Annotated in this window: 20 protein-coding genes; 11 read left to right on the top strand and 9 right to left on the bottom strand. The window is 70.6% G+C overall.

Annotated elements, in window-relative coordinates:
- Nucleotides 1-55 precede the first annotated feature (55 nt).
- Nucleotides 56-718 carry a potassium channel family protein gene (locus IEZ09_RS25680; protein WP_189256306.1) on the top strand — a complete coding sequence of 221 codons (663 nt, stop codon included), beginning with the start codon at nucleotides 56-58 and terminating at the stop codon, nucleotides 716-718.
- Nucleotides 718-1,374 carry a potassium channel family protein gene (locus IEZ09_RS25675; RefSeq protein ID WP_189256305.1) on the top strand — a complete coding sequence of 219 codons (657 nt, stop codon included), beginning with the start codon at nucleotides 718-720 and terminating at the stop codon, nucleotides 1,372-1,374. The genes IEZ09_RS25680 and IEZ09_RS25675 overlap by 1 nt, the downstream gene beginning before the upstream one ends.
- A 5-nt stretch (nucleotides 1,375-1,379) precedes the next feature.
- On the opposite strand, the gene IEZ09_RS25670 is transcribed toward IEZ09_RS25675, so the two are convergent.
- Nucleotides 1,380-1,877 carry an RICIN domain-containing protein gene (locus IEZ09_RS25670; protein WP_189256304.1) on the bottom strand — a complete coding sequence of 166 codons (498 nt, stop codon included), beginning with the start codon at nucleotides 1,875-1,877 and terminating at the stop codon, nucleotides 1,380-1,382.
- A gap of 128 nt (nucleotides 1,878-2,005) precedes the next feature.
- Here IEZ09_RS25670 and IEZ09_RS25665 point away from each other — a divergent pair, with 128 nt between their 5' ends.
- Both IEZ09_RS25665 and IEZ09_RS25660 read left to right on the top strand, forming a co-directional pair.
- Complete coding sequence (locus tag IEZ09_RS25665) at nucleotides 2,006-4,555, top strand: AAA family ATPase (RefSeq protein ID WP_189256303.1); 2,550 nt, start codon at nucleotides 2,006-2,008, stop codon at nucleotides 4,553-4,555.
- Between the two features lie 83 nt (nucleotides 4,556-4,638).
- A complete protein-coding gene (locus IEZ09_RS25660; RefSeq protein WP_189256302.1) occupies nucleotides 4,639-7,209 on the top strand; it encodes a helix-turn-helix transcriptional regulator in 2,571 nt (856 codons plus the stop codon).
- A 7-nt stretch (nucleotides 7,210-7,216) separates the two neighbouring features.
- On the opposite strand, the gene IEZ09_RS25655 is transcribed toward IEZ09_RS25660, so the two are convergent.
- From IEZ09_RS25655 to IEZ09_RS25645, 3 genes are read right to left on the bottom strand one after another with little or no spacing between them, the layout of a single operon-like run.
- Nucleotides 7,217-7,633: a DUF4259 domain-containing protein gene (locus IEZ09_RS25655; protein ID WP_189256301.1), complete on the bottom strand. Its 417-nt coding sequence runs from the start codon at nucleotides 7,631-7,633 to the stop codon at nucleotides 7,217-7,219.
- 3 nt (nucleotides 7,634-7,636) lie between these two features.
- Nucleotides 7,637-8,389, bottom strand: coding sequence for a DUF3159 domain-containing protein (locus tag IEZ09_RS25650; protein WP_189256300.1), 753 nt, complete (start codon nucleotides 8,387-8,389; stop codon nucleotides 7,637-7,639).
- Nucleotides 8,386-8,751, bottom strand: a complete 366-nt coding sequence (locus IEZ09_RS25645) for an OB-fold nucleic acid binding domain-containing protein (RefSeq protein ID WP_035908814.1) — start codon at nucleotides 8,749-8,751, stop codon at nucleotides 8,386-8,388. The genes IEZ09_RS25650 and IEZ09_RS25645 overlap by 4 nt, the downstream gene beginning before the upstream one ends.
- Nucleotides 8,752-8,835: 84 nt before the next feature.
- Between IEZ09_RS25645 and IEZ09_RS25640 the strand changes: the two genes are divergently transcribed.
- Nucleotides 8,836-9,504 (top strand): alpha/beta fold hydrolase, encoded by a 669-nt coding sequence (locus IEZ09_RS25640; protein WP_189256299.1) that lies wholly within the window; start codon nucleotides 8,836-8,838, stop codon nucleotides 9,502-9,504.
- Here the strand turns inward: IEZ09_RS25640 and IEZ09_RS25635 are convergent.
- Together IEZ09_RS25635 and dut are read right to left on the bottom strand one after the other, a co-directional pair.
- The gene (locus tag IEZ09_RS25635; protein WP_189256298.1) at nucleotides 9,489-10,103 is read right to left on the bottom strand and encodes a DUF3710 domain-containing protein; all 615 of its coding nucleotides are present in this window, start codon (nucleotides 10,101-10,103) and stop codon (nucleotides 9,489-9,491) included. The genes IEZ09_RS25640 and IEZ09_RS25635 overlap by 16 nt on opposite strands.
- A 3-nt stretch (nucleotides 10,104-10,106) precedes the next feature.
- Nucleotides 10,107-10,580: a dUTP diphosphatase gene (dut, locus tag IEZ09_RS25630; protein ID WP_189256297.1), complete on the bottom strand. Its 474-nt coding sequence runs from the start codon at nucleotides 10,578-10,580 to the stop codon at nucleotides 10,107-10,109.
- A gap of 24 nt (nucleotides 10,581-10,604) precedes the next feature.
- On the opposite strand from dut, the gene IEZ09_RS25625 reads away from it, so the two are divergent.
- The gene (locus IEZ09_RS25625) at nucleotides 10,605-11,066 is read left to right on the top strand and encodes a DUF3093 domain-containing protein (RefSeq protein WP_229812955.1); all 462 of its coding nucleotides are present in this window, start codon (nucleotides 10,605-10,607) and stop codon (nucleotides 11,064-11,066) included.
- 70 nt (nucleotides 11,067-11,136) lie between these two features.
- On the opposite strand, the gene IEZ09_RS25620 is transcribed toward IEZ09_RS25625, so the two are convergent.
- The gene (locus IEZ09_RS25620; protein ID WP_030464829.1) at nucleotides 11,137-11,436 is read right to left on the bottom strand and encodes a DUF4193 domain-containing protein; all 300 of its coding nucleotides are present in this window, start codon (nucleotides 11,434-11,436) and stop codon (nucleotides 11,137-11,139) included.
- A 442-nt stretch (nucleotides 11,437-11,878) separates the two neighbouring features.
- Between IEZ09_RS25620 and cei the strand changes: the two genes are divergently transcribed.
- Entirely contained in the window at nucleotides 11,879-12,562 is a 684-nt protein-coding gene (cei, locus tag IEZ09_RS25615) for an envelope integrity protein Cei (RefSeq protein WP_229812954.1), read from the top strand.
- 456 nt (nucleotides 12,563-13,018) lie between these two features.
- Here the strand turns inward: cei and IEZ09_RS25610 are convergent, their stop codons facing one another.
- Nucleotides 13,019-13,813 (bottom strand): inositol monophosphatase family protein, encoded by a 795-nt coding sequence (locus tag IEZ09_RS25610; protein WP_189256295.1) that lies wholly within the window; start codon nucleotides 13,811-13,813, stop codon nucleotides 13,019-13,021.
- Nucleotides 13,814-13,928: 115 nt separating this feature from the next.
- Here IEZ09_RS25610 and ppgK point away from each other — a divergent pair, with 115 nt between their 5' ends.
- The 4 genes from ppgK (at nucleotide 13,929) to IEZ09_RS25590 (ending at nucleotide 17,612) form a co-directional block, all read left to right on the top strand.
- A complete protein-coding gene (gene ppgK, locus IEZ09_RS25605) occupies nucleotides 13,929-14,690 on the top strand; it encodes a polyphosphate--glucose phosphotransferase (RefSeq protein ID WP_189256294.1) in 762 nt (253 codons plus the stop codon).
- 218 nt (nucleotides 14,691-14,908) lie between these two features.
- On the top strand, nucleotides 14,909-16,240 hold the full coding sequence (locus IEZ09_RS25600; protein WP_370467750.1) for an RNA polymerase sigma factor: 1,332 nt from the start codon (nucleotides 14,909-14,911) through the stop codon (nucleotides 16,238-16,240).
- A 226-nt stretch (nucleotides 16,241-16,466) separates the two neighbouring features.
- Complete coding sequence (locus tag IEZ09_RS25595; protein ID WP_052685410.1) at nucleotides 16,467-17,009, top strand: helix-turn-helix domain-containing protein; 543 nt, start codon at nucleotides 16,467-16,469, stop codon at nucleotides 17,007-17,009.
- A gap of 423 nt (nucleotides 17,010-17,432) precedes the next feature.
- Nucleotides 17,433-17,612, top strand: a complete 180-nt coding sequence (locus IEZ09_RS25590) for a DUF7455 domain-containing protein (RefSeq protein ID WP_239569355.1) — start codon at nucleotides 17,433-17,435, stop codon at nucleotides 17,610-17,612.
- A gap of 75 nt (nucleotides 17,613-17,687) precedes the next feature.
- On the opposite strand, the gene IEZ09_RS25585 is transcribed toward IEZ09_RS25590, so the two are convergent.
- Nucleotides 17,688-18,845 carry an ROK family transcriptional regulator gene (locus IEZ09_RS25585; protein ID WP_189256292.1) on the bottom strand — a complete coding sequence of 386 codons (1,158 nt, stop codon included), beginning with the start codon at nucleotides 18,843-18,845 and terminating at the stop codon, nucleotides 17,688-17,690.
- Nucleotides 18,846-18,848: the final 3 nt, after the last annotated feature.

Here is an 18,848-nt window from a genome sequence, read left to right as displayed (position 1 = left end):
GGGACGGGCTAATGCTCGGTAGGTTCTGCGCAGAGTTCGCCTGAGGAGGCATGTCGTGCACGTGGTGATCATGGGCTGTGGCCGGGTGGGAGCCTCCCTGGCCAGGGCCCTCGAGCGGCTCGACCACCAGGTCGCCGTGATCGACAAGGACGCGCAGTCGTTCCGCAGGCTCGGCAGCGACTTCCACGGCCAGCAGGTCGTCGGGAACGGTTTCGACCGGAACGTCCTGATCGAGGCGGGCGTGGAGCGCGCCGGCGCGTTCGCGGCGGTCTCCAGCGGCGACAACTCGAACATCATCTCGGCGCGGGTCGCGCGGGAGACGTTCGGCGTCGAGCACGTCGTCGCCCGCATCTACGACCACAAGCGGGCCGCCGTGTACGAGCGGCTGGGCATCCCGACCGTGGCGACGGTGCCGTGGACCACCGACAGGTTCCTGCGGATGCTGCTGCCCGAGGGCACGGCCACCGCGTGGCGCGACCCGTCCGGCACCGTGGCGGTGCTGCCGATCGAGGTCGCCGAGTCGTGGGTCGGCCGTCCCGTGTTCGAGCTCGAAGGGGCCATCGGCGCCCGCGTGGCGTTCCTCATGCGGTTCGGCACGGGTGTGCTGCCGGACGCGAAAACCGTCGTGCAGGCGGACGACACCATCTACGTGGCGGCGCTGTCCGGCACGGTCACCGACGTCGCGGCGGCGGCGCTGCAGGCACCGGAGGAGAGCTGATGCGGATCGCGATCGCTGGTGCGGGCGCGGTGGGCCGGTCCATCGCGCAGGAGCTCGTCTCGGACGGGCACCAGGTCATGCTGATCGAGCGCGACCGGGCGCACTTCGACCCCAACTCCGTCGAGCAGGCCGAGTGGGTGCAGGCCGACGCGTGCGAGCTGTCCTCTTTGGAGGACGCGGGCATGCAGCTGTGCGACGTCGTGATCGCCGCGACCGGTGACGACAAGGTCAACCTGGTCGTGTCGCTGCTGGCGAAGACGGAGTTCGCGGTCCGTCGTGTCGTCGCGCGCGTGAACGACCCGACGAACGAATGGCTCTTCACCGAGTCGTGGGGTGTCGACGTGGCCGTGTCGACGCCGCGGTTGCTCGCCGCGATGGTCGAGGAGTCCGTGACGATCGGTGACGTCGTGCGGCTGCTGACGTTGCGGCAGGGGCAGGCGAACCTCGTGGAGATCACGCTCGACGAGTCGACGCCGTTCGCCGGGCGTGCCGTGTCGGAGCTGACGCTGCCCCGCGACGCCGCGCTGGTGACGATCCTGCGCGGCGGGCGGGTCATCGTGCCGCAGCCGGACGACACGCTCGAGGGCGGCGACGAGCTGTTGTTCGTCACCACCGCCGCCGTCGAGCAGGACATCAAGAAGGCGCTCGGGTACTAGGCGCGTCAGACGGTCCAGTAGTCGTTGGCACCGAGGTGGCAGTCCCACATCTGCACGGTCGCCCCCTGCCACCGGTTGCCGCCGGAGATGTCGACGCACCGGTTGCCGCCCATGAACGACCGGATCCGGCCCTGCTCCTCCGGAGTGCTCCACGGCCGGTAGAACATCTGGCTGCCCCAGTCGCTCTGGCAGTCCCACATGTGCAGCGCCGCACCGTTGTCCGGGTTGCCCCAGGCCACGGTCAGGCACTTGCCGGTCTGCGTGCTGCGCAGCCTGATGTTGCCGTCCCAGTACCAGAGCTGGTGGGACTGGCCACGGCACTCGGCCATGAGCACGCCGGCGCCGAGACCGGTGTTGGCGTCGGACACGGTGAGACACAGGCCGTTGAGCCGCGAGATGATCGGCGAGCCGGCCTGGGCCGCGCCCGCCGACGCGGACGTGGTGGCGAGAACACCGCCGACGACGAGCGCGAGTGCCGCGAGAACGGCAGCTTTCTTCCTCATGACTTCCCCCTCTTCGTGCCGGATTTCGGCCCACGGGACATCCTGGGAGGGCCGACCGGCGTGGTCATGAGCATGGACATGCTCAACTTGCCGGGTATCTGCGCAACGGAAGCGAGCACTTACCAGCTGTGAGCGATCAGCTGCCCCTGGTCGGGCGCGAGAGTGAGCTGAGGGCCGCGCTGCGGGCGCTGGCCGCGGACGGCGCGGTGCTGCTGTCCGGTCCTCCCGGGGTCGGCAAGACGCGCCTGGCCGCGGAGGCGCTCGCCGCGACGCCGCACCCCGTGGTGCGGTGCTACGCCACGATCGCCACCTCCCGGATCCCCCTCGGCGCGATCGCGTCGCACGTGCCCACGGACCTCCCGGCCGGAGCGCCTGGGCCCGGTCTGCTGCCCGCCTCGTCGGTGCGGGCGGCCGCCGAGCACCTCGCCCGTGGCGGACGGCGGGTCCTGTCGATCGACGACGCTCATCTGCTCGACGACACGTCGTTGTTGGTGTTGCAGCACGTTGTGCGCCACAGGCTGACGCGGGTCATCTGCACGGCACGGCCTGGGTGGAGCATCGAAGGGTTGACCGTCGTCACCGTCGACGCGCTGGACCAGGAGCGCGCGGACGCGTTGCTCACCGCCGCGCTCGGCGGGCCCGCCGACGCGTCGACCCGGCACCTGGTGTGGGCGAACAGCCAGGGCAACCCGTTGTACCTCAAGGAACTCGTCGCCGCCGGGCTGCACTCCGGCGCGCTCACCGAGACCGTGGGCGGCTGGAACTGGAGCGGACCGCTGGAGCTGTCCGGACGGCTCGCCGAGCTCGTGGACCTGACACTCGGGCGGCTCGCCGAGCCGCAGCGGCGGGCGCTGGAGCTGCTCGCGTACGGGGAGCCGCTGGAGCCCGAGCTGATGCCCGTCCCGCAGGACCTCGTCGACATGGGGTTCGTGCGCATCGGTGACGACGGACGCGCGCGCGTCGCACATCCGCTCTACAGCGCGCGCCTGCGGGCGACGTGCCCGACGTTGAGAGCCAGAGCCCACCGAAGAGCTCTGGCCGACCGGCTCGAAGCGCGGGGCGCCGACCGGCCAGGTGACGCGGTGCGGGTCGCGACGTGGCGGCTGGACAGCGGCGCGGCCGAGTCGCCGGACGTGCTGGCGCGGGCGGCCGAGCAGGCGCTGGCGGCGCAGGACTGGGAGCTCGCCGAACGGCTCTCGCGGGCCGCCGTGGCGCGTGGGGCGACATCACGCGTGGGGCTCGTGCTCGGGCTGGTGCTGATGTACCAGCGTCAGTGCGCCCAAGCCGAGGAGGTGCTCGCCGAGACGATGGCGGCGGGCGGCGACATGCTCACGTTGATCCAGGTGGGCTGTACGCGCGCGTTCAACCTGTTCTTCGGTCTTGGTGACGAGGACGCGGCCGTCGCCGTACTGGACGAGGTCACCGTCGGGGAGCTGCCGCCGGAGCTGGAGCACGCGGTGCTGTTCTTCGCGCTGACGTTCGCGCTGGAGGCCGCACCACTGCGGCTCGCGCGGCTCGGTGGCGAGCTGTTGATCGCCGAGGGCGGCTGGGCGGCGACGGCCGGGCGGCAGCTGCTGGCATTCGCCGACCAGTTCGCGGGCCGCTACACCGAGGCCATCGCGCGGATCGAGGACAACCACGAGGCGGTCACGGCGACGGCCGGGCGGTTCCCGTCGCTGGTGAACGCGGCGAACTGGGTGCGCAACGAGAGCATGCTGCGCTGCGGTGACCTCGCCGGTGCCGAGCAGCGGGCCGCGCGGGCGCTGGCCGAGGTGATCGAGGAGGACCGCTGGTCGGTCACCCAGGTGCCGCCGCGGGTGCTGCTGAGCCAGAGCGCGCGGTTGCGCGGGCAGGCCGCGTCGGCCGTGCGGATCACGGCCGAGGGCATCCCGGATTCCGAGGCGCTGCCGATGATGTGGGACGTGTTGCTGCTGGCCGAGTTCGCGGCCGGTGCCGCGCTGCTCGGGCAGTCCGAGCGGGCGGAACGGGCCCTGGCGCGCGCCGAGGCGGGGTTGCGGCCGGCGTGGCGGATCGCGCGGTTCGCCGTCGGCACCGCGCGTTCGTGGGTGCTCGCGGGCGCGGGACACGTGAATCAGGCGATGCAGGCCGCGTTGGACAACGCCGCCGCCGCACGGGCCCACGGCGCGAACTCCGAGGAGATCGTGTCGCTGCACGACGCGGCACGGTTCGGTGCGGACACCTCGCCACGGCTGCTGGAGCTCGCGAAGTCGCGCAAGGACCCGCTGACGACCGCGTACGCGTCGCACGCTCAGGCGCGCGCGTTGCGTGACCCGGCGGGGCTGGAGGAGGTGGCGGCGGCCTTCGCGGCGTGCGGTGCCACCTTGTACGCGGCCGAGGCGCTCGCGGAGGCCAGCCGGTTGTCGCGGCTGCACGACCGGCCGAGGGAGGCGGATCGGCTGGAGCGGCAGGCCTCGGCGCTCGCGGAGTCGTTCGACGGTGCCACCACGCCCGGCCTGGTCGTGACGAGCACCCTCGCCGCGCTGACGCCACGCCAGCTGGAGATCGCCCGGCTGGCTGTGGCGGGGCTGACGAACGTGGAGATCGCCGAACGGCTCGCCATCGCCAAGCGGACGGTGGACAACCACCTGCACACGACCTACGCCGCCGTGGGCGTGACGGGGCGAGGTGGGCTGCGCGCGCTGTTCGGGCAGGGGTAGTGCCAACACTTTCGTGCCCATCCCTCTCGAACTCGGGCAAAACCGTGTGCGCGCCTGACGAGAACTTGGGCACACTGCGAGTTGTGTGGCCGTTCGTGGGCAGGGCGCGGGAGCTCGAGGACGTGATGTCCGCGCTCACCGGACCGAACGGGAAGGGCGCGGCGCTCGTCGGCCCCGCGGGGGTGGGCAAGACCCGGCTCGCGGACGAGGTCGTGGCGCGGCTGGAGAAGACCGGCTTCACCGTGCGGCGGTGTTACGCGACGGTGGCGACGTCGTCGATCCCGTTCGGGGCGTTGGCCGCGATGTTGCCCGCGGACATGCGCACGGCCAATCCGCTCGGTCGTGCCGTCGAGCATCTTCTGGCCGAACCGCAGCCGTTGGCGATCGTGGTGGATGACGCGCATCTGCTCGATGACGCGTCCATCGGGATGCTGCACCACGTGATCCGGCAGGAGCTCGCACGGGTTCTCGTGACGTCGCGGCCCGGTGAGAGGACCGAGCTGTGGCAGGAGGGACTGCTGCGCCGGTACGCGCTCGGCGTCCTGTCCAGGGCCGAGTCCGACGAGCTGCTGGAACGCGCGCTGGACGGGCCGGTGGACTCGCGGTCGTCGACGTTGCTGTGGTCCGGCAGCGCGGGAAACCCGTTGTACCTCAGAGAACTCGTGGTGTCCGGGCGGGCGCTGGGGTCGTTGCGCGCGATCAACGGCATCTGGTCGTGGCACGGCGCGATCGAGCTGGGCGGGCGGCTCGGGGAGCTCGTGCAGGAAAATCTCGGCCGGCTGGAGCCGTCGCACCGGCTGGCGCTGGAGCTGCTCGCCTACTCCGAGCCGGTGGAGCTCGACCTGCTCGCGTCACTGGTGCGGGAGGAGGCGCTCGACGACCTCGAGACCCGCGCGTTGATCCAGGTCGAGTCGTCGGGGCGGCGAACCGTCGTGCGACTGGGGCATCCGTTGTACGGCAGCCTGCTCCGGGCGACCTGTCCCGCGTTGCGCGCGCAGGCGCACCAACGGGCGTTGGCCGCCGGTCTGGAGGCGACGGGCGCGCGTCGCCGGGAAGACCTGATGCGCATCGCGACGTGGCGGCTGGACGGCGGCTCGCCCATCTCGCTGGACCTGCTGGCCGCGGCCGCCGAGCAGGCGTGGGCCGCGCGGGACGTGACGCTCGCGGAACGCCTGTGCCGGGCCGCCGTCGACGCCGGAGGGCTGGAACGGGTCGGGCACGTGTTCGGCGAGGTGCTGATGTACGGCCGCGCGCCGCACGAGGCCGAGGCCACGCTGGCGGACGTGATGAGCGGCGCGCTGTCGGCGGCGGACCTGAGCCGCCTGGGCGCCACCCGATCGCTGAACCTCTACTTCGGACTGGGCGACGCGGACGCCGCGGCCGCGGTGCTCGACAGCGTCGACGTGCCTGGTCTCCCCGCGGATCTGCGGGACTGGCTGTGGGTGGTCCGCATCCTCCAGGCGGCAGAGCGCGGCCCCGTGGCCCCGGTTCTGGAGAGCAGCTATCGGCAGATGGCCCCGCACCTGTCCATCTTCCTGCGCCGGATCCGGGCGACCTGCTTTCTGAACGCGGGCCGGTACCGCGAGGTCGACGAGGAGATCGACGCCTGCGAGGCGGAGGCGGCGGCGCTCGCGCTCGACGACGAACCGTCGGCCTGGCCCAACAGCAGCACGCCGCGCATGCGCTGCTTCGCGCTGGCGTTCAGCGGCCGCCTCAGCGAGGCGGAAAGTCTCGCCCTGAAGATGGACGACACGTCGTTCGACGAGCTGGACATCACCGGGACAACGTCGCTCTACAGCCTGCTGTCGTTCTGCGCGCGCATGCGCGGCCACGGCTCACACGCCCTGCGCCTGGCCCGCGAAGCCTGTCCGAGAACAGCCGACAACCACCTGATCTTCGACACCATCGGGCTGGCGAGCCTGGCCGCCTCCGCGGCGCTCTGCGGCGACACCGGCCTGGCCGCGGACGCCCTGGCCCGTGCCGAGCAGGCCCGCCGCCCGGCGTGGCGGCTGACCGGGACGACGGTGTCGCTGGCACGGTCGTGGGTGGTCGCCGCCGCAGGCGACGTGCGGGCTGCGGCCGACGCGGCGATGGCGGCCGCGGACGAGTGCGCCGAACTGGGCATGCACAGCTGCGAGGCCATGGCCCTGCACGACGCGGCCCGCTTCGGCGTCGACACGTCACTGCGCCTGGCGGCCCTCACGTCCACCATGGACGACGCGATGACCTCGGCCTACGCCGCCCACGCGACCGCCCTCGCCCACGCCTCACCGACAGTGCTGGAGGCCACGGCGACGGACTTCCTGCGCCTCGGCGCCACCCTCTACGCCGCCGAAGCCCTCGCCTCCGCCGCTCGCCTGCACCGCACTCAGGGCAACGTCCGCGCCGCCTCGCAGGCGTCGGCCCGCCAGGCGTTGCTGATGCGCGACTTCGACGGCGTCCGCACCCCGGCCCTGCGCGTGGACGGCCTCACCCACCTGACCCGCCGCCAGGTGGAGGTGGCCCGGCTGGCCACGTCCGGCCTGACCAATCAGCAGATCGCCGAGAAGCTCCACACTTCGAAGCGCACGGTCGACAACCACCTGCACGCGATCTACGGCGTGCTCGGCGTGACGGGCCGCGACGAACTTCGCACCGTGCTGGGCCCGCCCTGACCGCGCCTCAGCGGGTCCGCAGCGCCTCGGACAGGCGCCGCACGGTTTCCCGGGCGGCCATCGCGTCGTCCTCGGACACCCAGCCGCGTTCCCAGGGCTCGACGACGATCGGCAGCGCGGCCGACGCCAGCTCGACCAGCCGGGGCCGGTCCGTCGCCGGCGCCGCCGGACCGGCGGCCTCGATCACGTCACGCCACCACGGCTCTCCCGCAGCGACCTGCGGAAGGCCCGCGGCGATCACGGCGACCGCCGCGACCACCTCGTCCGCGAAGACCTCGCTGCCCACGCAGCCGGGGTCGGCGACCGGCTGGGCGAGCAGCGCGGCGAGGACGGCGCCGCGCTGGTCCGCCGGCCGGGCGGCGAGGGAGTCCAGCAGGTCCTGGGCGCCGTCGCTGTCGAACGGGCCGGCGCCGAAGGTCCCCACCGGTCAGTCCCTGGACTTGTCGCGTGCCTCGGAGTCGACGACGCGCTTGAGCTCGTCCATGTCCGGCGTCAGCAGATCGTCGGCCGTGCGGGCGAGGACCTCCTCCGCCTCGGCTTGCGCCGCCGCGGCCTCCTCGGCCGCCTTCAGGCGCTTGTCGGCCCTGCGGACCGCCCAGACGGTCGCCACCAGGGCGATGGCCATCAACGGGTAGCCCATGCCGAGACGGGCCACCGCCAGCCAGCCGACCTGGTCCTCCTCGTAGAGCCAGCGCTGCACCACGAAGCGCGCGAAGAAGACCAGCGCCCACACGAAGGTCGCGATGTCGTAGTCGCGGACCGAGGCCTTGTCATTGCGCCAGGAGCGATCTCTGCCGTTGAGGAACGTCCAGATCACGCCGGCGAGCGGCCAGCGCACGATGATGGACAGCAGGAAGGCGCTGCCGTAGACGACGCTCTGCCAGATGCCGAAGAGGAAGAAGCCCTTGGCCTCGCCCGTCTTGTAGGCGATGAACGCGGCGATGCCGACGCCGAACACGGCGGAGATCGCCGGCTGGATCGTGCCCTTGCGGACGGCCAGGACCACGCCGATCACGACGGCGGAGGCGAGGGCGCTGATGATCGCGGCCATCAGGTTCTTGGCCGCGAAGTTGACGATCACGAAGACGACGACGGGCAGCGACGAGTAGAGCATGCCGCTCACGCCGCCCATCTGATCGAGGACGGTGGGCTGCTTTTCTTCGGTCTTGGCTGAAGTCATGAAGCGTTCTGCAACTCGTAATAGGGGTTGTAGAGCACCTTGCGCCCGTCGCGCACGGCGATGCGGCCACGGGCCTTGATCGTCCGACCAGGCTCGATTCCCGCGATGCGACGGCGGCCGAGCCAGACGAGGGTAACGCCCTCGGTGCCGTCGTAGAGCTCGGCTTCCAGTGTGGCGGCCGCATCCCTGGGACAGAGCTCCACGCTGCGGAGCCTGCCGAGGACGGTGACCTCCTCACCGGACTTGCAGTCGCAGGCCTTCACCGCGCCGACGGCCTCCGCTTTTCGCGAGAGGTCGTCCGCGTCGAGCTCGGCGACGTCGCTGGTCAAGCGACGCACCAAGCGGCGCCAATAGCCGCTCATCCCCGACTCCAGCATTGCTCAAGTGGCCCCGTGGTGTGGACCGTCTGTGAGTGAGGGTACGCAGGAGGCCCGACAATCTCGGGCGTGCCTGTCGAGACTGTCGTCCTCCTGCCCGGAACCGCCTCGGACGAGGTTTTTGTCCGTTCCGTGTTCGCCGAGCCGTTGTCGCAGGTCGGCGCTGTTTTCACCGCTCCACGTGTGCGCACACTCAGTGAACGGTTGACGGCTCTCGAAAATGCCTTCACAGGCCACCCGATCGTGGTGGGCGGCGTCTCATTAGGTGCGCACGTCGCCGCGTCGTGGGCCGTGCGGAATCCGGAGAAGTGCGCGGGTCTGATCCTCGCGCTGCCCGCCTGGACCGGTGCTCCCGACGGCGCCCCCGCCGCTGCGGCTGCCAGGGCCAGCGCGGAGATCGTCGCGCGCCAGGGCCTCGACACGGCGCTGAGCGGCACGACCGGCTGGTTGCACGCCGAACTGAGCAGGGCGTGGCGCGGCTACGGCGAGCAGCTCGTGCCGCACCTGGAGGAAGCCGCGGAACACCCGGCCCCGACGCTCGACGAGCTGAAGACCCTCGACGTGCCAACGGGAATCGTCGGGTGCGCCGACGACCCGGTGCACCCGATCGAGATCGCGCGGGAGTGGGCGGACGCCCTGCCCCGCGCCGTGCTCACCGAGACGACGCTCGACGCCTACCCGCACGCACTGGGGCGCGCGGTGCAGGCGTGGCAGCAGGCTCGTCAGCCCTGTTGCTGAATGTGCCGGGCGATCGCTTCCGGCAGCTCGACGGGCAGCGGGGTGCGGGGCGGCATCGGCTGGTCGCCGCGCACGACCACGGTGCCGCGCAGCATCTGGCGCAACGCCTCGGAGTTCTGCTCGAAGTGCTCCTCGGGGCCGGCCGCGACACCGCGCAGCATCCACCGCGGGCCGTCGACACCGATGAAGAGGATCTGCACGCCCTGGTTGCGCGCGGTGATCTCCTCGCCCCACTCGCCGTTCTCGCGGTTGATGCGGGCGCCGTCCTCCTTCAGGCCGGCGATCAGCTCGGCGCCGACCTCTTTCCACAGCCCGCCCGACTTCGGCGCGGCGAACGCGCTGACCGTGAGCTGGCCGACGGACGTGAGGACGTGCACCGCCCGCACGGCACCGGACTGCTGGTCCATCTCGACCTGCAGCTGCGCCTCGTCCGGCATCGGCAGCAGCACCGATCCCAGGTCGAGCCGCTGCACGTCGTCACGGGGCGCCACGGTCGAGTCCCACGGGCCCTCGACGTCCTCGAAAACCTCGTCGTGCTCCGGACCGGTGTCGACCGCCCCAGCGGAGTGACGACCGCGCTTGCGGCGCCTTCCGAACATGAACTACCCCTCCGTCTGCGTGCTGGCGAGCACCACGTGCCCGCCGGTCGAGCCATAGCCTCCCGCACCGCGTTCCGTCTCCGGCAACTCGGTGACCTCGCGGAACACCGCGTGCTCGACGCGTTGCACGACGAGCTGGGCGATCCGGTCGCCGCGCGACAGCGCGATCGGCTCACGCAGATCATGGTTCACGAGGCAAACGCGGATCTCACCGCGGTAGCCCGAGTCGATCGTGCCGGGCGTGTTGACCACGCTCAGCCCGACTCGCGCGGCCAGTCCGGAACGGGGGTGCACGAACCCGGCGTACCCCGCCGGGAGCGCGATCGCGACACCGGTGCCGACCACCGCGCGCTCGCCTGGTGGAATGACCACGTCCGACGTGGTGACCAGATCGGCGCCCGCGTCGCCGGGACGGGCGTAGGCGGGCACGGGAACCCCCGGATCGAGCCGGGTCAGCAACACCTCGACGCTGGACACGGCGGCCGAGATTACCCTGACGACGTGAGTGAGACTGCCGTGACCGCCACTACGACCTTCCGCGAACGCCTGTACGTGACGTGGTGGATCTGGCCGCTGCCGCTGCTGGCGGCCGCGCTGCTGGCCGCCGAGGTGCACATGGGCTTCCCCGGCGTCCGGTCCTGGCTGCCGTACGTGATCCTGCTGCCGCTGACGGTCGTGCTGATCGTGCGAATGGGGTCGACGAAGGTCGAGGTGTCCGGCGGCGAGCTGAAGGCGGGCGACGCCCACATCCCGCTGAACCTGCTCGGCGAGGTCGAGATCATCGCCCCCGAGGACCGGCGCAAGGCCATGGGCCCGCACCTCGACCCGGCGGCGTACGTCGTGCACCGCGGCTGGGTGAAGTCACTCGTGCGGGTGCGCGTGAACGACCCGGACGACCCGACGCCCTACTGGATGATCAGCACGCGGCGCCCGGAAGAGCTCGCCGCGGCGATCAAGTCCTGAGAACACAACTGGGCGCCACCCGTGCGGGTGAGCGCCCAGTCTTCTTCTCTGACGTTGTTCCCTGCCGGACTCAGGCGCAGTCGCGGCAGATGTACACGCCGTTGTTGTCCTCGGCGAGCCTGCTGCGGTGGTGCACCAGGAAGCACTTCGAGCACGTGAACTCGTCGGCCTGCTTGGGCAGCACCTTGAAGGTGAGCTCCTCGCCGGAGAGATCGGCGCCGGGCAGCTCGAAGTTCTCCGCGCTCGCGTCCTCGTCGACGTCGACGACGCCGGACTGAGTCTCGTTCCGCCGGGCCTTCAACTCCTCGAGGGAGTCCTCAGCGAGTTCGTCCGCCTCGCTGCGACGCGGCGCGTCGTAGTCGGTCGCCATCTTCTTCACCCCTGCGGTCTACGGAGACTGTTCGTGTCGCTGGTTAACGCTCCAGCGCCCTCTTTTGTGCCCCACGTCAAGGTGACGTAGGTCTCCCTCACCCGGTGGCAAGCCAACCCCCTAGACGTGACCGTCGGCTTGATCCACATGTGTGCGGAGCGCGCAGAGGGTAGCTCATTGTCCGAGTGACTCGACATCGGGTTACCCCTTACCGACCGGACGGGTGGCACAACCTTTCTACGCTGGACCGATACCCTGTGCGCGAGCACCTGAACCCCGGCGTGCAACCTGGCGCCGGACCGGTACCGTCCTGACTGTGAGCAATCAGGCCGGTGCGGTGGGTCACGCCCGCCGAGGCGCGCAACAGCCGGGCAGGGCCTAGGCTGATCACAGGGGACGGAACACGGGGAGGGCTTCGGACGTGGGACCCGCATCGGGAAGCTTGACGCCCTACAAGCGGCGTCGGCCCGTACCCGCGCTCGTCCTGTTCGCGGTGCTGTTGGTCAGCTCCGTGTTCGTGTGGGTGAAGGTGCTCGGCACCGCCGGCGACGTGGACGCGGCCATCAAGTGCAACGCACCCGGCCACGCGACCACCTCCGCCGACCCGGCAGCCTCCTCGACCCCGGCACCCCCGCCGCTGGGCACCGTCCTGGAGCACGACGCACTCGACCGCACCACCCCGGTCCCGGTGGGCGAGGTCAACTTCAAGGTCGTCAACGCCTCGACCCAGCGCAACCACGCCAAGGCCGTCGCCACGATGCTCACCGAGCTGGGCCTGAAGCAGGCGGCCGACCCCGGCAACGACCCGATCTACCCGGCAGGCGACATGGGCTGCCGCGGCCAGATCCGCTTCGGAGCCCCCGGCGCGGCGGCCGCCAGGACGGTCTCTCTGCTCGAACCGTGCCTCGAACTCGTGCGCGACGACCGCCAGGACGCCACCGTCGACATCGCGATCGGCAAGAAGTTCGACGAGGTCAAGCCGAACGCCGACGCCCGCAAGGTGCTCGACCAGCTCAAGGAGTGGGCGGAACAGCAGCCGGAACAGCAGGGCGGCCAGGCGGCGGCGGCCACCCCGCCGACCCTGAACGCGGACAACCTGGCCGGCGCCCGCGACGTGACCTGCTGACTCTCCGCCGCCCCCATCACGCACGTGACGGTTTGACCTTCTTCCGCCCAAGCGCGCCCTCTCACAGGCAGACGAACCGACTTGCCTTACCGCGCGGGCTCGAAGCGGATCCGGGCTTAGGCGAACAGTTCGCCCCGCCCTCGCTTCCACCCTGTCCGCACGACCTCCGCGTCGCGCCCACCGCGTCGCCACCGCGCCGCCGCCACATCACCCACCGCGTCGCCCACCGCGCCGCGCCCACCGCGTCGCCCACCGCGCCGCGCCCACCGCGTCGCCTACCGCCGCGTCCCCGCCACTGCGAGGCCCCATCGCAGGCCGCCGCTCACCGCTTATGCAAAATACGTTTGCGGACGTCCGCAAACGTATTTTGCACAACCAATATATTAGCGCTGTGACCAGCAGTTATGGCAAAGCGGCGTGGTCGACATGTCGACAACGCCACGCAACGAGGTCGACTCAGACCTTGCCGAACCCGGACTCGACGAGAGCGCTGTACATGGCGTCGGCAATACCGGGAGCGGCAGCGAACGTCGCATCCTCCCCCAGCTCCGGCGACGACCCCGGCAACCGCACCACGGCACCGGCCTCCGAAGCGATCAACCCACCGGCCGCCCAGTCCCACCGCCCGAGCGCATGCTCCGCGTAGGCGTCGAGCCGTCCGGCAGCCACCGAACACAGGTCCAGCGACGCCGCCCCGGCCCGCCGCATGTCCCGCACCCGCGTCGCCATCGCGGCCCACGTGTCGGCCTGCCGCTGACGCCGCTCCGCCCGGTACGCGAACCCGTACCCCAGCAGAGACAGCGACAGGTCCGTGGTCGCGGACACGCGCAACGGCGAGCCGTCCAGGAAGGCGCCGTACCCGCGAGCCGCGGTCCACACGCGCCCGGTCGCCGGCTCCACCACCGCGCCCGCGACCGACTCGCCGTCGAGCTGCGCGGCGATCGACACCGAGTACCAGGGGATGCCGTAGAGGTAGTTGACGGTGCCGTCGATGGGGTCGACGACCCACGTGAGGCCCTCGACGACCGTGCCGCCCTCCTCCTCGCCGAGCACCGGCTCGCCGGGACGCAACTCGGACAGACGCGTCCGGACGAGTTGTTCTGAAGCGCGGTCGGCGGCGGTCACGACGTCCGTCGAGGTGCTCTTGGTGTCGAACGAGACGACGGCGGAAGCGCGCATGCGCTGAACCAGAGCGCCAGCTTCCTGTCCGATGGCCGTCGCGATGTCAACGAGTGGCCGGGGGTCGAACAAGACCGGTTCCCTCCTACGTCACTAGCACGGGACTATCGGACATCGTCAGGCTAATGTCTGCGCACCACGATTTCTGAATCGAAACCAGCTGGATCTAGTAGGAAGGACCACGGGGATGGGCATCACCCGCGGGTTCGGTGTGGACATCGGCGGCTCCGGCGTCAAGGGCGGCCTTGTCGACCTCGAGGCAGGAGCACTGGACGGCGAACGCATGCGGATCCCCACGCCTCAGCCCTCGACTCCGGACGCGGTCGCCGACGTCGTGGCCGAGATCGTCGAGAAGTTCCAGTGGGAGGGTCCTGTCGGCGTCACGCTCCCCTGCGTGGTCAAGCACGGTGTGGCGCTGAGCGCGGCGAACGTGGACAAGGGCTGGATCAACTGCGACGCGCAGCAGCTCTTCGCGGAGCGTCTCAAGCGCAAGCCCGAGGACATCGTCGTGATGAACGACGCGGACGCGGCCGGCATCGCGGAGATGTCGTTCGGCGCGGGCGTCGGCAAGGACGGCACCGTGGTGCTGCTGACGTTCGGCACGGGCATCGGCAGCGCGGTGTTCCTCGACGGCAAGCTGGTTCCGAACACCGAGTTCGGCCACCTGCAGGTCGACGGGCACGACGCGGAGAAGCGCGCGGCCGCGTCGGTGAAGGAGGACAAGGGCCTGTCCTGGGAGGAGTGGACGCCGCGGGTCACGCGGTACATCAACGTCCTCGAGGACCTCATCTGGCCCGACCTCATCATCGCGGGCGGTGGCGTGAGCAAGAAGGCGCAGAAGTGGTTGCCGCTGCTCGAGGTGCGCACCGAGGTGGTTGCGGCCGCACTGAAGAACGACGCGGGCATCGTGGGTGCCGCGTGGGCCGCCGCGCACGGCGTTCGCCCGTAGTGCCCGTTCGACACCGAAACGTGTCCGACTCGATCTAGCTGCGAGAACGCAGGTGAGAGCGCCCCGAACGACCTCGGGGCGCAACACCGAGTCACCGACGTCGTTACAATGGAACGCACACCCGCCAAGCAAGATCGGCGGGGAGATCCCCTGAACTCTGGCGACCGAGGTTTCGCGCCCTCTGGTTTGCCTTGAACGACCGTCGCGAAAGGGCGTACGTGGCAGCCGCAGAAACCGCAACCCGACGCTCCAGCTCCGCCGCGAGCGCCGCCAAGACGACCAAGGCGACCGCGGCCGGCGAGGCCGAGGAGAAGCCGAAGCGCAAGACGACCGCTGCGGCAGCGAAGAAGCCCGCCGCCAAGGCCGCCGGCGCGAAGACCCCGCGCAAGACGGCAGGCAAGGCCGATCCTGCCGCGAAGGGCACGACCAAGAAGGTCGACGGCGAAGAGCCGGACGACATGGAAGGCGCTCCCGGCGCCGAGGACCTGACCGACGACGTCGAACTCGTCGACGAGCCTCTGGTGGACGAGCCGGAGGAGGCGGAGGACCCCAAGAACGAGGGCGACTTCGTCTGGGACGAGGAGGAGTCCGAGGCCCTGCGCCAGGCGCGCAAGGACGCGGAGCTCACCGCCTCGGCCGACTCCGTCCGCGCTTACCTCAAGCAGATCGGCAAGGTCGCCCTCCTCAACGCCGAGGAGGAGGTCGAGCTCGCCAAGCGCATCGAGGCGGGTCTCTACGCCGCCGAGCGCGTGCGCCGCGCGGAGGAGGAGCAGGAGAAGCTCACCCCGCAGCTGCGCCGCGACCTGCGCTGGATCGTCCGTGACGGCGAGCGCGCCAAGAACCACCTGCTCGAGGCGAACCTCCGCCTCGTCGTGTCGCTGGCCAAGCGCTACACCGGCCGCGGCATGGCGTTCCTGGACCTGATCCAGGAGGGCAACCTGGGTCTGATCCGCGCCGTCGAGAAGTTCGACTACACCAAGGGCTACAAGTTCTCCACGTACGCCACCTGGTGGATCCGGCAGGCGATCACCCGCGCGATGGCCGACCAGGCCCGCACCATCCGCATCCCGGTGCACATGGTCGAGGTCATCAACAAGCTGGGCCGCATCCAGCGCGAGCTGCTGCAGGACCTGGGCCGCGAGCCCACGCCGGAAGAGCTCGCCAAGGAAATGGACATCACGCCGGAGAAGGTGCTGGAGATCCAGCAGTACGCGCGTGAGCCGATCTCGCTGGACCAGACGATCGGCGACGAGGGCGACAGCCAGCTCGGCGACTTCATCGAGGACTCCGAGGCCGTCGTCGCGGTCGACGCCGTCTCGTTCACGCTGCTGCAGGACCAGCTGCAGTCCGTGCTCGCGACCCTGTCCGAGCGCGAGGCGGGCGTCGTCCGGCTGCGCTTCGGCCTCACCGACGGCCAGCCGCGCACGCTGGACGAGATCGGCCAGGTCTACGGCGTCACGCGTGAGCGCATCCGCCAGATCGAGTCCAAGACGATGTCGAAGCTGCGTCACCCGTCGCGTTCGCAGGTCCTGCGCGACTACCTCGACTAGTCCCTACTCGGACATACGCAGAGATCCCCGCACCGGTTCGGTGCGGGGATCTTTTTGTTCCGGAAGTTTCACTCACACCGTGACCAGGTGTGATCGGACGCATGCGAAAGATGAGTACCCATGTACTCATGTGCCGCCTATGTACCTCACGACACCATCAGTGTGTGGCTGTGCCGGAGGGGTGCACAGGGACAGTTCCGGAGATCGGAACGAGGGGGCTGAACACATGGGCAGGTCAGTACTCGAAGGGGCTTTCTCGCTGCTGGACAAGCTGATGGACGAGGGTGAGCTGGGGCTCACGCAACTCGCCGACCGCTGCGAGATGCCGAAGACGACGGTGCACCGCCTTCTGGACCAGATGGAGGTCCTCGGCGCGGTCGAGAACGTGCGCGGCCGCTACCGCATCGGCGCGCAGATGTTCCGGCTCGGGCAGGCGTGGGAGCCGGCGCCCGGCATTCTCCGGGTGGCACGCCAGCCGTTGCGCGCGTTGTCCGCGACGATCAGGACGTCGACCATCCTCGCGGTGCCCCGGCGCGACCGGGTGCTCGTCGCCGCGGCGAGCATCGTGCGCGCGGAGGACGTGGCACGGCTGCGTCCCGGCGCCACGGTTCCGGCGGGCATGGAGTTCGTCAGCGCTCCGGTGCGCACGCCGTCCAGCAGTGTCATCGGCACCGTGTCCGCGGTGCTCGACAGCGGTCGCAGCGCCACGGCTCTGAGGGAGGCCGTGGGGCACGCCGCACGAGCGATCAGCGCGGCCCTCGCGAGCTGATCATCAAGAGGGGCCCGCACAGCGTGCGATCCGGGAGTTCGATCACGGTGCCGCGTCCGAATCGTGGGACGTTCGTGACCTGTTCGCTGCGGGCGGACAAAGGCAACCGATATCACGCTCCCGGTCGCACGCAACCGACCGAACGGCCCGAATTCGCTGCTCCACCAGCGGGTTTCCGGTTGCGCTCCGTGCGTGTCAAGACGGTGAACCGGTGGCGAACCCAGGTGTGAACCTGCTGCAGACGGGTAAATCGCATAGTGACGCGAGTCGCCACGCACACGGGAACACTGACTATCGCCGAAACGTCTGTCAGAGTGGAGCCAGCGAGCACCGCGCACCAGCCAGGGGCGCCGTGGTCGCAGCTTGGTAAGAGGGCACCGAAAACAACAACGTTGCCGGTGCTGGGACGGAGGGAGATTCATCATGACTGCAGCACTCACCCGCCCCGAGTTGACCGCTGCCGACCGCTGCGACCGCTGCGGGGCTGCTGCCCAGGTTCGCGCCGTTCTCCCGTCCGGGGGCGAGCTGCTGTTCTGCGGGCACCACGCCCGCGCACACAGTGAGAAGTTGCGCGAGCTCGCCGCTGAGATTCAGCAGGGCTGATCCACCCCACCTAGCCGCTCGGGGCGGAGATCCTCTTCGAAGGATCTCCGCCCCCTTCGCTTTCCAGAGCGCTTTCTAGAGCGTGTCGAGCACCGGCTCGAAGGCGAGCTCGGCCGCGCCGATCAGCTTCGCGTCGCGGCCCAGCGGCGACGTCACGATCTGCGTGCCGCCGACCGCGCGCGACACCAGGCTCCGTTGCTGCACGACAGCGCCCACCGAGTCCACGAGTGCCGGTGGCAGCGCGGTGTAGAGATCACCGAGCACGACCAGTTCGGGTCCCAGCACGTTGACGATGTTCGCGAGCCCCAGCGCCAGCCAGTCCGCGAACTCCTCCAGCAACGACGGGTCGTCCAACGCCCGCAGCGCCGCGACGACGGCACCGCGCGGCGCGTCGTCGGGCAGCCCCAGAGCCCGGCACAGAGCGGGTTCGCCGACCTCGGTCTCCCAGCACCCGTGGCAGCCGCAGTAGCAACGCCGGCCACGCGGATTCACCACCATGTGCCCGAGCTCGCCGACGTAGCCACCGCTGCCGCGCAACGGTTGCCCGGACAGGATCACCCCGCCGCCGACGCCGACGTCCGCGGAGATGTAGACCATGTCCGAGGACGCCCTGGCCGCGCCGCGCACGTGCTCCGCCAGCGCTCCGAGCTCCGCGTCGTTGCCGACCTGGACCGGCAGTTTCAGCACCGCCTCCAGGCGTTTGCCGAGCGCGACCCCGGTCCAGTGCAGGTTCGGCGCCTCGTGCACCTGGCCGTCCGAGCGCCGCACGACACCCGGCACCGACACGCCGACCCCGACCGCGGTGACGTCGAGGTCGTCGGCCATGAGGCGCGCCGACTCGACGATGTGCGTGATGACCTCCCCCGGATCACGCGTCCGGTGATACAGGTTCCAGCTGTCCCGCCCGAGGATCTCCCCGCCGAGGCCGACGAACCCCATCGCCACCTGCTCCACCCGCACGTCGATCGCGATGACGACCGCGGCCTGCGGCTGGGGCAGGACGAGCAACGAGGGGCGGCCGGCACCGCTGCGCTGAGCGGGCACGCGTTCGGCCACCACACCGGCTTCGGCGAGGCCGTCCACCAGGGCCTTGATCGTGCTGCGGTTGAGGCCGAGCTCAGCCGCGAGCGACGCCCTGGTGGACGGTCCGTCGACGTGCAGGCGACGCAGCAGCGCCGTCCTGTTGTGCCTGCGGATCTCGTCGGGACGGGTGCCGGACGTAGGTCCCGTCACCGC

Source organism: Lentzea flava (assembly GCF_014648475.1).
Classification (GTDB): Bacteria; Actinomycetota; Actinomycetes; order Mycobacteriales; family Pseudonocardiaceae; genus Lentzea; species Lentzea flava.
The sequence above is the reverse complement of the archived record's forward strand: the minus strand, read 5'-3'. Positions and strand labels throughout refer to the sequence as shown.

Excerpts from the sequence above, each read along its gene's own strand:
- IEZ09_RS25595 (WP_052685410.1), top strand. The coding sequence starts at position 16,467 with ATGGGCAGGTCAGTACTCGAAGGGGCTTTCTCGCTGCTGGACAAGCTG.
- IEZ09_RS25675 (WP_189256305.1), top strand. The coding sequence starts at position 718 with ATGCGGATCGCGATCGCTGGTGCGGGCGCGGTGGGCCGGTCCATCGCG.
- IEZ09_RS25645 (WP_035908814.1), bottom strand. The coding sequence starts at position 8,751 with ATGAGCGGCTATTGGCGCCGCTTGGTGCGTCGCTTGACCAGCGACGTC.
- IEZ09_RS25620 (WP_030464829.1), bottom strand. The coding sequence starts at position 11,436 with ATGGCGACCGACTACGACGCGCCGCGTCGCAGCGAGGCGGACGAACTC.
- IEZ09_RS25635 (WP_189256298.1), bottom strand. The coding sequence starts at position 10,103 with ATGTTCGGAAGGCGCCGCAAGCGCGGTCGTCACTCCGCTGGGGCGGTC.
- IEZ09_RS25670 (WP_189256304.1), bottom strand. The coding sequence starts at position 1,877 with ATGAGGAAGAAAGCTGCCGTTCTCGCGGCACTCGCGCTCGTCGTCGGC.
- ppgK (WP_189256294.1), top strand. The coding sequence starts at position 13,929 with ATGGGCATCACCCGCGGGTTCGGTGTGGACATCGGCGGCTCCGGCGTC.
- IEZ09_RS25590 (WP_239569355.1), top strand. The coding sequence starts at position 17,433 with ATGACTGCAGCACTCACCCGCCCCGAGTTGACCGCTGCCGACCGCTGC.
- IEZ09_RS25650 (WP_189256300.1), bottom strand. The coding sequence starts at position 8,389 with ATGACTTCAGCCAAGACCGAAGAAAAGCAGCCCACCGTCCTCGATCAG.